This window comes from Streptomyces sp. NPDC058880, assembly GCF_042742535.1.
Lineage (GTDB): Bacteria > Actinomycetota > Actinomycetes > Streptomycetales > Streptomycetaceae > Streptomyces.
Genome location: NZ_JBHYMC010000114.1, coordinates 1 through 9775, shown reverse-complemented (window position 1 = coordinate 9775; position 9775 = coordinate 1). Strand labels below are relative to the sequence as shown.

General features: G+C 72.2%; 7 protein-coding genes. 2 read left to right on the top strand and 5 right to left on the bottom strand.

The window, feature by feature from the left end; all coding sequences use genetic code 11:
- Positions 1-54: 54 nt before the first annotated feature.
- On the bottom strand, positions 55-624 hold the full coding sequence (locus ACFW2G_RS32535; RefSeq protein ID WP_037926856.1) for a dienelactone hydrolase family protein: 570 nt from the start codon (positions 622-624) through the stop codon (positions 55-57).
- A gap of 63 nt (positions 625-687) precedes the next feature.
- Here ACFW2G_RS32535 and ACFW2G_RS32530 point away from each other — a divergent pair, with 63 nt between their 5' ends.
- Positions 688-1749 carry a mechanosensitive ion channel family protein gene (locus tag ACFW2G_RS32530; RefSeq protein WP_384451122.1) on the top strand — a complete coding sequence of 354 codons (1062 nt, stop codon included), beginning with the start codon at positions 688-690 and terminating at the stop codon, positions 1747-1749.
- On the opposite strand, the gene ACFW2G_RS32525 is transcribed toward ACFW2G_RS32530, so the two are convergent.
- From ACFW2G_RS32525 to ACFW2G_RS32510, 4 genes are all read right to left on the bottom strand, one after another.
- Positions 1746-3338: a Na+/H+ antiporter gene (locus tag ACFW2G_RS32525; RefSeq protein WP_384581143.1), complete on the bottom strand. Its 1593-nt coding sequence runs from the start codon at positions 3336-3338 to the stop codon at positions 1746-1748. The genes ACFW2G_RS32530 and ACFW2G_RS32525 overlap by 4 nt on opposite strands.
- Positions 3339-3456: 118 nt before the next feature.
- On the bottom strand, positions 3457-4398 hold the full coding sequence (locus tag ACFW2G_RS32520; protein WP_037926860.1) for an RluA family pseudouridine synthase: 942 nt from the start codon (positions 4396-4398) through the stop codon (positions 3457-3459).
- 53 nt (positions 4399-4451) lie between these two features.
- Positions 4452-5021, bottom strand: coding sequence for a signal peptidase II (gene lspA, locus ACFW2G_RS32515; RefSeq protein ID WP_037926863.1), 570 nt, complete (start codon positions 5019-5021; stop codon positions 4452-4454).
- 155 nt (positions 5022-5176) lie between these two features.
- Entirely contained in the window at positions 5177-5977 is an 801-nt protein-coding gene (locus ACFW2G_RS32510; RefSeq protein WP_384451116.1) for a TraR/DksA family transcriptional regulator, read from the bottom strand.
- A 588-nt stretch (positions 5978-6565) separates the two neighbouring features.
- Between ACFW2G_RS32510 and ileS the strand changes: the two genes are divergently transcribed.
- Positions 6566-9724, top strand: a complete 3159-nt coding sequence (ileS, locus tag ACFW2G_RS32505) for an isoleucine--tRNA ligase (RefSeq protein WP_384451113.1) — start codon at positions 6566-6568, stop codon at positions 9722-9724.
- Positions 9725-9775: the final 51 nt, after the last annotated feature.

Below are 9775 nucleotides of genomic sequence, written 5' to 3'. Positions count from 1 at the left end.
GCATCCGCCGGACCGGGCCCTCCCGCGTGTCCCCGCCTACCGTCCCCCGCGGGGCTACAGGCTGTCGAGGAAGCCGATCGCGGCCGTCCACGCCTGCCCCGCAGCCTCGGCGTCGAAGTCGTCGAGGTCCGGGTCGGTGAACAGGTGCCCGGCGCCCGGGTAGCTGTGGACCTCCACGTCCGCGCCGGCCCGCTGCATCCGCAGGTACCAGGCCGTCAGCCAGTCGTGCGGCTCGAAGGGGTCCGGGTCCGCGATGTGCAGCTGCACCGGAAGCCCGTCCACCGACGCACCGTCCTCCAGGTCGGCCGTCCCGTGCAGCAGGAGCAGCCCGCGCGCCTTCTCGTCGGCCAGCGCCAGGTGCTGGGCGAGGGAACCGCCGAAGGAGAAGCCCGCGTACACCAGGCCCGCGTCGGAGTGGGGGGCCGCGGCCAGCACGGCCCGCTTCAACAACTCGTCACGGCCGATCTCGTCCTGGTGGGCCATGCCCTCCTCGACGGTCTCGAAGGTGCGCCCCTCGAAGAGGTCCGGTACCTGGACCTGGTGACCGGCCGCGCGCAGCCGGTCGGCCGCCGCGTGCACCGCGGGCCGCAGCCCGTACGTCGAATGGAAAAGCACGATGTTCATGCCTCCATCGTGCCAGCCGTCGCAGGCGCCGGTGCGCCGGCGCTTGCCGCTACGTTCATCCCCATGGAGACGGAGAACTTCATGCGCCCGGTGGCGGTCGTCGGCGGCGTGCTGCTCGCCACCCTGATCGCGGGCCGGCTGCTCGACCTGCTGCTGCGCCGGGCAGACGCCCGGCATCCGGAGACCCCGCTGTGGGACCTGCTGCGCCGCTGCCGGCTCCCCTTCCAGGTGGTGCTGTGCACCTCCCTGCTCAGGGGCTCCTACCGCCGGGCGGGCCTGCTGCCCGACCATCCCGTCGGCGTCGGCCGCTTCCTCGCGCTGGTGCTCATCGCCGCGGTGGCCTGGCTGGCGGTGCGCATCGCGACGGCCGCCGTCGACTCCGCGTACGCGCGCTACGCCGCGGCGACCGAGGACGAGGCCCGGGTCCGCCGGGTGCGCACCCAGGTCACACTGATCCACCGGGCGGTCACGGCGGTCGTCGTCGTGGTCGCCGTCGCGGCGATGCTGCTGACCTTCCCCCCGATGCGTGCGGCCGGCGCCTCGCTCCTGGCCTCCGCGGGCGTCCTCGGCATCGTGGCCGGCATCGCCGCCCAGTCCTCACTGAGCAACCTCTTCGCCGGGCTCCAGATCGCCTTCGGCGACACGGTCCGCATCGGTGACACGGTCGTGGTCGACGAGGAGTGGGGCCGGGTCGAGGAGATCACCCTGACCTTCCTGACCGTCCGCACCTGGGACGAACGCCGCATCACGATGCCTGTGTCGTATTTCACGAGCAAACCGTACGAGAACTGGTCGCGCGGAGGCGCCCAGATGACCGGGACGGTCTTCTGGCACCTCGACCACCGCGCACCCCTGGACCTGATGCGGGAGCGGTTCCGGCAGATCCTCGCGAACCTGCCCGAGTGGGACGGCCGCGGCGGTGGCCTCGCCGTGACGGACACCACACCGCACACCGTCCAGGTCCGCGGCGTGGTGACCGCCAAGGACGCCGACGACCTCTGGACCCTGCGCTGCGCGGTCCGCGAACAGCTGATCACCTGGCTGGCGGCCCACCATCCCTACGCCCTCCCGCGCGTCGCGACCTCCCCGGCGCCCCCTGCCCCGGAGACCCCGGACCGGCCCTAGGGGGCGCGCAGGCTGCGCACGTCGAGGTGGCGCAGCACCCGGTCGACGACCTCCGGGTCGGAGCCGGGTTCGCTGCGGGCGGCCAGCACCTCGTGGCGGGCGGCCGACATCATCTCCCGCTGGATCCGCTGGATGTCGTGGAGCCGCTGCACCCGCTGCGCGTACGCCTCGCGCCGCTCCTCGTCCACCATGTCCGGGCTGATCCTGGCCCCCACGTCGTACGCGCGCCGGCTCAGCTGCTCGATCAGGTCCTCCGGCAGCTCCTCGACCTCCTCGATCTCCTTCAGCCGGCGCCTGGCGGCCTTGGCGGCGCGGATCGCCAGGTGCCGCTCGGCGTCCCGCCGCGCGTCGGTGTCCTCCTCCACGCCCAGGCGCCGCACCAGCCACGGCAGGGTGAGCCCCTGGCACACCAGCGTCACCATGATCACCGCGAAGGCGATGAAGATGATCTCGTCGCGCGCGGGGAAGGGCTCGCCCGCGTCCGTCTCCAAGGGGATGGCCAGGGCCAGGGCGACCGAGGCCACCCCGCGCATGCCCGCCCACCACATCACGACGCTCTCCCGCCAGCTCAGCGGGATCTCCTCGTCATAGTCGCGCCGCCGGTGCAGTTTCTGCGCCAGCCAGCCCGCCGGCAGCAGCCATACCAGCCGTACCCCGACGACCACCGCGACGACGACAGCAGCCCATCCCGCCATCTCCCACTCGCGGTCGTGGGCCGTCCCGAAGACGTTGTGCAGCTCCAACCCGATGAGCCCGAAGGCCACGCCGGTGACCAGCGTGTCCACCACCTCCCAGAAGGTGTGCCCGGCCAGACGCCCCAGCACGTCGTCGGCGTCGGAGGCGTACTCGGCGAGGAACAGGGCCGTGGTCAGCACGGCCAGCACCCCGGACCCGTGGAGCTCCTCGGCGACCGTGTACGACACGAAGGGCACGAGCAGCGTCAGGCCGATCTGGAGGGTGGCGTCGCCGAGCCGGCCCATCAGGCGGTGGGCGGTCCAGCCCAGTCCGAGGCCGACCGCCACGGCGACGACGGCGGACAGCACGAACTCCCCGAGCGCGTCGGGCCAGGAGAAGCCGCCGCTGACGGCCGCCGCGACCGCCACGTGGTAGAGCACGATCGCCGTGACGTCGTTGAAGAGCCCCTCGCCCTCCAGGATCGAGACCATGCGGCGGGGCAGCCCGAGCGATCCGGCGACGGCGGTGGCGGCCAGCGGGTCGGGCGGCGCGACGAGCGCACCGAGCGCGACGGCGGCGGCGAGCGGCAGCGCGGGCACCACGGAATGGGCGACGGCGGCCACGGCGGCCGTCGTGACGAAGACCAGGGCCACGGCCAGCAGCAGGATGGGCCGCACGTTGGCGGCGAACTGGCGCCACGAGGTCCGTTGCACGGAGGCGTACAGCAGGGGCGGCAGCACCAGCGGCAGGATGAACTCGGGCGGTACCTCGACCTCCGGCACGCCCGGCACGAGCGCGAGGACCACCCCGCCGAGCGTCATCAGGACCGGGGCGGGCAGTCCCAGCCGGTCCCCGAGCGGCACCATGACCACGGCCCCGAGCAGGAGCACGAACAGCAGAGCAAGCTGATCCACTCCCCCACCCTGCCAGTCCGCCGCGCCCGGCCCCGGCGGTCGCGGCCGCGGTCGCGTGTCGGGTGCCGGGCCGCCCCTCGGGTGCCGGGCCGCCCCTCGGGGGCCGTGCGCCGGGCCGCTACTCGCTCTCGGCGCGGATCACGTCGAGGGCGTGCTGGAGGTCCGCCGGGTAGGTGCTCTCGAACTCCACCCACTGCCCGTCCGCCGGGTGCTCGAAGCCCAGCCGGACCGCGTGCAGCCACTGGCGGGTGAGCCCGAGCCGCTTGGCGACGGTCGGGTCGGCGCCGTAGGTCAGGTCGCCGACGCACGGGTGGCGGTGCGCGGACATGTGCACGCGGATCTGGTGCGTACGCCCCGTCTCCAGCTTGATGTCCAGCAGCGAGGCGGCGCGGAAGGCCTCGATCAGGTCGTAGTGGGTGACGGAGGCCTTGCCGTCCTGGGTCACCGCCCACTTGTAGTCCGCGCTCGGGTGGCGGCCGATCGGCGCGTCGATCGTGCCGCTCATCGGGTCCGGGTGGCCCTGGACCAGTGCGTGGTAGCGCTTGTCCACGACCCGCTCGCGGAACTGGTTCTTCAGCGAGGTGTAGGCACGCTCCGACTTGGCGACGGCCATCAGTCCGGACGTGCCGACGTCGAGGCGGTGCACGATGCCCTGGCGCTCGGACGCGCCCGAAGTGGAGATGCGGTAGCCCGCGGCGGCGAGGCCACCGATGACGGTGGTGCCGGTCCAGCCGGGGCTCGGGTGGGCGGCGACGCCCACCGGCTTCATGACGACGACGACGTCGTCGTCATCGTGGATGATCTCCATGCCCGGGACCGGCTCGGCCACGACCTCGACCGGCCGCGGGGGCGCCGGCATCTCGACCTCCAGCCAGGCGCCGCCGTGCACGCGCTCGGACTTCCCGACGACGCTGCCGTCGACCGACACCTTCCCCTCGGCCGCGAGCTCGGCCGCCTTGGTCCGGGAGAAACCGAACATACGGGCGATGGCGGCGTCGACGCGCTCGCCTTCGAGGCCATCGGGAACGGGCAGGGTGCGGATCTCGGGAATCGTACTCACCCGTCGAGTATGCAGGACTCGGCGGACGGGCCGTCCCGCGATCAGCGCATCGGTCAGTCCTTGTGGACGGTGCCGTCCGGGTCCAGGCCCTTGAACGACAGCAGCACGATGAGGATGCCGCCGCACACGATCGCCGAGTCGGCGATGTTGAAGACGGCGAAGTGGGCCGGGGCGATGAAGTCGACGACCGCCCCGCGGAACACACCCGGCGAACGGAAGATCCGGTCGGTGAGGTTGCCCAGCGCGCCGCCCAGCAGCAGACCGAGGGCGATCGCCCACGGCAGACTGTAGAGCTTGCGGGCCAGCCGCACGATCACGACGATCACAGCCGCGGCGATGGCGGTGAAGATGATGGTGAAGGCCTCGCCGAAGCCGAAGGCGGCGCCCGGGTTGCGGACCGCCTCGAACTTCAACAGGTCACCGATGATCTCGATCGGCGGCTGGTGCTCCAGCTTCGCCACGACCAGCATCTTGGTGCCGAGGTCCAGCAGGTAGGCGAGCACCGCGACGACGAGCAGTGCCGCGATCCGCCGACGCCCCTTGGGCGCGGCCGACTCCGGCCGGGCGCCGTCCCCGACGTCCCCGACCTCCGGCGTACCGATGATGCGCTCCGCCTCTGCCACGTGAGTCCCTCGAACTAGCCGACCCAGGCTCCTCCTGGACCCTGACCAGACGAGGGTACGTCAGGGCCCCGGCAGACCGCCTGCCCCGCCTCCCGCCTTCCCGTCACTCGCCGGCGCGGCGCCCGGTGCCGCGCCGGCGACGCCCGGTCACACACCTAGTGGCGCCGTTCCTGCTTCTGCTTGCAGTCCACGCACAGCGTGGCCCGCGGGAAGGCCTGCATCCTGGCCTTGCCGATGGGCTTCCCGCAGTTCTCGCAGAGCCCGTAGGTGCCCGCCTCCAGCCGTTCCAGGGCCCGCTCGGTCTGCTCCAGCATCGAAGTGGCGTTGGCCGCGAGCGCGAGCTCCGACTCCCGCGTGATGTTCTTGGTGCCCGTGTCGGCCTGGTCGTCCCCGGCGCCGTCGCCCGAGTCGCGCATCAGGCCGGAAATGGCCACTTCGGAGGCGTCGAGCTCGGCGCGCAGCCGCAGCACCTCGGACGCCAGCTCCGCGCGGGCCCCCTCGACCTCCTCGGGCGTCCACGGGTCCTCCCCGGGCCGTACGGCGAGGTCACTTGGGGCGGCGGGCGCCGTGACCCGGGTCTTGGGGAGCCCGCTCGTGGCGGCCGCGGCCGTCTTCCGCGCCGCACCGGTGCTCTTCTTGGCAACCACGTTCGGGACTCCAGTCTTCTCGGCGGCGTGCGCCGCCCCCTCGGCCGCGGCCTTCCTGGCCGTGGCCGTCCGCTTCGGGACGGCGGCCGTCTTCTTCCCGGCCGCCGCCTTCTTCCCGGCCGCGGCCGTCTTCCCGGCGGACGTCGCCTTCCCGGCCGGAGCCTTCTCGGCCGCGGCCGTCTTCTTCGCCGATGTCTTCTTCGCCGGAGCCTTCTTCGCCGGAGCCTTCGTGGCGGCCGTCGTACGCGCCGCCGTCGCCTTCTCGGCGGGCGCCGGGTCCCCGGAGACCGCTGTCTTCTTCGCCACCATGGCCGCGGCCCCTTCACATACTGTGATATTGCTCGCGAATCGTGCCGGAACGATAAATCGGCTCCGCCCCCGCGGCAACGGGGCACGCATCCGTCGAGGTCAACCTGCATCCGTTGTGCCCATCCGGAGCCCCGGTAATCCGCCGCTGCGGGCCCGCCGTCGTGCCGCTGCGACACATTGGCCCGTTCGGGTCACTCCCGGCACCGCCCCGGCCCCTCCTCCGCACCCCCGCCACGCCGTGACCACGGGGCCCCGCGGGGCCCCCGAAAACCGGTCTGCCGAGCACGGCCCGCACCCGTACACTGGGCCCAGCGAAAGGCATGGACGGGGACGAGTAGCGTCGGACGCAGCCAGGAGCGACCCGGGGACGGTGAGAGCCCGGGGGCGAGCGCGACGTGAAGGATCACCCCTGAGCCGCCGGAAGAAAGCCACGGGTCCCCCGCAGGGCTAGTAGAACCGGCTTCGCACCCCAATGAGGGGGCCACCGGATCCGTCCGGCGGCCAAGGAGGGTGGTACCGCGGGAGCAGCAGTCGGCTCTCGTCCCTCCGGACGGAAGTGACAACCCGCCGGAGGAAGAGTTCAGCCTCATGACCACACCGCCGCAGTACCGCCCGGTACCCGCCCAGGTCGACCTGCCTGCCCTTGAGCACGCGGTCCTCGACTTCTGGCGCGAGAGCAAGACCTTCGCCAAGACCCTGGAGCAGTCCGAGGGCCGCCCCGAGTGGGTCTTCTACGAGGGCCCGCCCACCGCGAACGGCATGCCCGGCGCGCACCACATCGAGGCCCGCGTCTTCAAGGACGTCTTCCCCCGCTTCCGCACGATGCGCGGCTACCACGTGGCCCGCAAGGCCGGCTGGGACTGCCACGGCCTGCCCGTCGAGCTCGCCGTCGAGAAGGAGCTGGGCTTCAACGGCAAGCAGGACATCGAGGCCTACGGCATCGCCGAGTTCAACGCCAAGTGCCGCGAGTCCGTGACCCGCCACACCGACGCGTTCGCCGAGCTCACGACCCGCATGGGCTACTGGGTCGACCTCGACGACGCCTACCGGACCATGGACCCCGAGTACGTCGAGTCCGTGTGGTGGTCGCTGAAGGAGATCTTCAACAAGGGTCTGCTGACCCAGGACCACCGCGTCGCCCCCTGGTGCCCCCGCTGCGGCACCGGCCTGTCCGACCACGAGCTGGCCCAGGGCTACGAGACGGTCGTCGACCCCTCCGTCTACGTCCGCTTCCCGCTGACCTCCGGCCCGCTCGCGGGCGAGGCGGCGCTGCTGGTCTGGACGACCACGCCGTGGACCCTGGTGTCGAACACCGCGGTGGCCACGCACCCCGAGGTCACGTACGTCGTCGCCCGCCGTACCGACGGTGAGGGCACCGAGAAGCTCGTCGTCGCCCAGCCGCTGCTGGAGAAGGCGCTCGGCGAGGGCTGGGAGGCCACCGGCGAGTCCTTCACCGGCAAGGAGATGGAGCGCTGGACCTACGAGCGCCCCTTCGAGCTGATCGAGTTCCCGGCCCCGGCCCACTACGTGGTGAACGCCGAGTACGTCACGACCGAGGACGGCACCGGTCTGGTCCACCAGTCCCCCGCCTTCGGCGCGGACGACCTCGCGGTCTGCCGCTCGTACGGCCTGCCCGTCGTGAACCCGGTCCGCCCCGACGGCACCTTCGAGGAGGACGTCCCCCTGGTGGGCGGCGTCTTCTTCAAGAAGGCCGACGAGAAGCTGACCGCCGACCTCGACGCGCGCGGCCGGCTCTTCAAGCACATCGCCTACGAGCACAGCTACCCGCACTGCTGGCGCTGCCACACGGCCCTGCTCTACTACGCGCAGCCGTCCTGGTACATCCGCACCACCGCCGTCAAGGACGCGATGCTGCGGGAGAACGAGAAGACCAACTGGTTCCCGGACTCCGTCAAGCAGGGCCGCTTCGGCGACTGGCTGAACAACAACATCGACTGGGCGCTCTCCCGCAACCGCTACTGGGGCACCCCGCTGCCGATCTGGCGCTGCGAGGAGAACCACCTGACCTGCGTCGGCTCGCGCGCCGAGCTGTCCGAGCTGTCCGGCCGGGACCACTCGGACCTGGACCCGCACCGCCCGTACATCGACGACGTCACCTTCACCTGCACCCACGAGGGGTGCTCCCTCGAAGCGGTCCGGGTGCCGGAGGTCATCGACGCCTGGTACGACTCGGGCTCGATGCCGTTCGCTCAGTGGGGCTACCCCTACAAGAACAAGGAGATCTTCGAGAAGCGCTATCCGGCGCAGTTCATCTCGGAGGCCATCGACCAGACGCGCGGCTGGTTCTACACCCTGATGGCGGTCGGCACCCTCGTCTTCGACAAGTCGTCCTACGAGAACGTGGTCTGCCTCGGCCACATCCTCGCCGAGGACGGCCGCAAGATGTCCAAGCACCTGGGCAACATCCTCCAGCCGATCCCGCTCATGGACCAGCACGGCGCGGACGCGGTCCGCTGGTTCATGGCGGCCGGCGGCTCCCCGTGGGCGGCCCGCCGGGTGGGGCACGGCACGATCCAGGAGGTCGTCCGCAAGACGCTCCTCACCTACTGGAACACGGTCGCCTTCCAGGCTCTGTACGCCCGTACGTCGAACTGGGCGCCCTCGGCGTCCGACCCGGCCCCGGCGGACCGCACGGTCCTCGACCGCTGGCTCCTCTCCGAGCTCCACGCCCTCGTCCGCGAGGTCACGGAGGCGATGGAGTCCTACGACACCCAGCGCGCGGGCAAGCTCCTCTCCGCCTTCGTGGACGACCTGTCCAACTGGTACGTCCGCCGCTCGCGCCGCCGCTTCTGGCAGGGCGACGCGGCGGCGCTGCGCACCCTGCACGACGTGGTCGAGACGGTCACCCGGCTGATGGCGCCGCTGACCCCGTTCATCACGGAGCGGGTCTGGCAGGACATGGTGGTCCCGGTCACTGCGGACGCCCCCGAGTCGGTGCACCTGTCGACGTGGCCGACCGCGGACCCGGCGTCGATCGACCCCGCCCTGTCGCAGCAGATGCAGCTCGTACGCCGCCTCGTCGAGCTCGGCCGCGCGACCCGCGCGGAGTCGGGCGTGAAGACCCGCCAGCCGCTCTCGCGGGCGCTGGTCGGCGCGGTGGGCTTCGATGCGCTCTCCCCCGAGCTCCAGGCCCAGATCACGGAGGAGCTGAACGTCTCCTCCCTGGCCTCGCTCTCGGAGGTCGGCGGGTCCCTGGTGGACACCACGGCGAAGGCGAACTTCCGCGCGCTGGGCAAGCGCTTCGGCAAGGGCGTCCAGGACGTGGCGAAGGCGGTGGCCGCGGCCGACGCGGCGGCGCTGTCGCTGGCGCTGCGGTCCGGCTCCGCCGAGGTCGAGGTGAACGGGGAGTCGGTCTCCCTCTCCCCGGAGGAGGTCATCATCACCGAGACCCCGCGCGAGGGCTGGTCGGTGGCGTCCGACTCGGGCGCGACGGTGGCCCTGGACCTGGAGATCACCCCGGAGCTGCGGCTGGCGGGCCTGGCCCGTGACGCGATCCGCCTGATCCAGGAGGCCCGGAAGAACTCCGGCCTCGACGTGGCGGACCGGATCGCGCTGCGCTGGTCCTCCTCGGACCCGGAGGTCGTGACGGCCCTGACGGACCACGCCGGCCTCATCGCGGAGGAGGTGCTCGCCACGGACTTCGCGTCCGGCGACGCCGACGCCGCCTACGGCGAGCCCTTCGCGGACGAGCCCCTGGGCCTGACCTTCCGCCTGCGCAAGGCGTAGCCCGCTCCGCGGCGGCCCGCACCCCCTCCCCCACCGGGGAGGGGGTGCGGG

Bases quoted from the DNA above. Each gene is read 5' to 3' on its own strand.
- ileS (WP_384451113.1), top strand. From the start codon at position 6,566: ATGACCACACCGCCGCAGTACCGCCCGGTACCCGCCCAGGTCGACCTG.
- ACFW2G_RS32510 (WP_384451116.1), bottom strand. From the start codon at position 5,977: ATGGTGGCGAAGAAGACAGCGGTCTCCGGGGACCCGGCGCCCGCCGAG.
- ACFW2G_RS32535 (WP_037926856.1), bottom strand. From the start codon at position 624: ATGAACATCGTGCTTTTCCATTCGACGTACGGGCTGCGGCCCGCGGTG.
- ACFW2G_RS32530 (WP_384451122.1), top strand. From the start codon at position 688: ATGGAGACGGAGAACTTCATGCGCCCGGTGGCGGTCGTCGGCGGCGTG.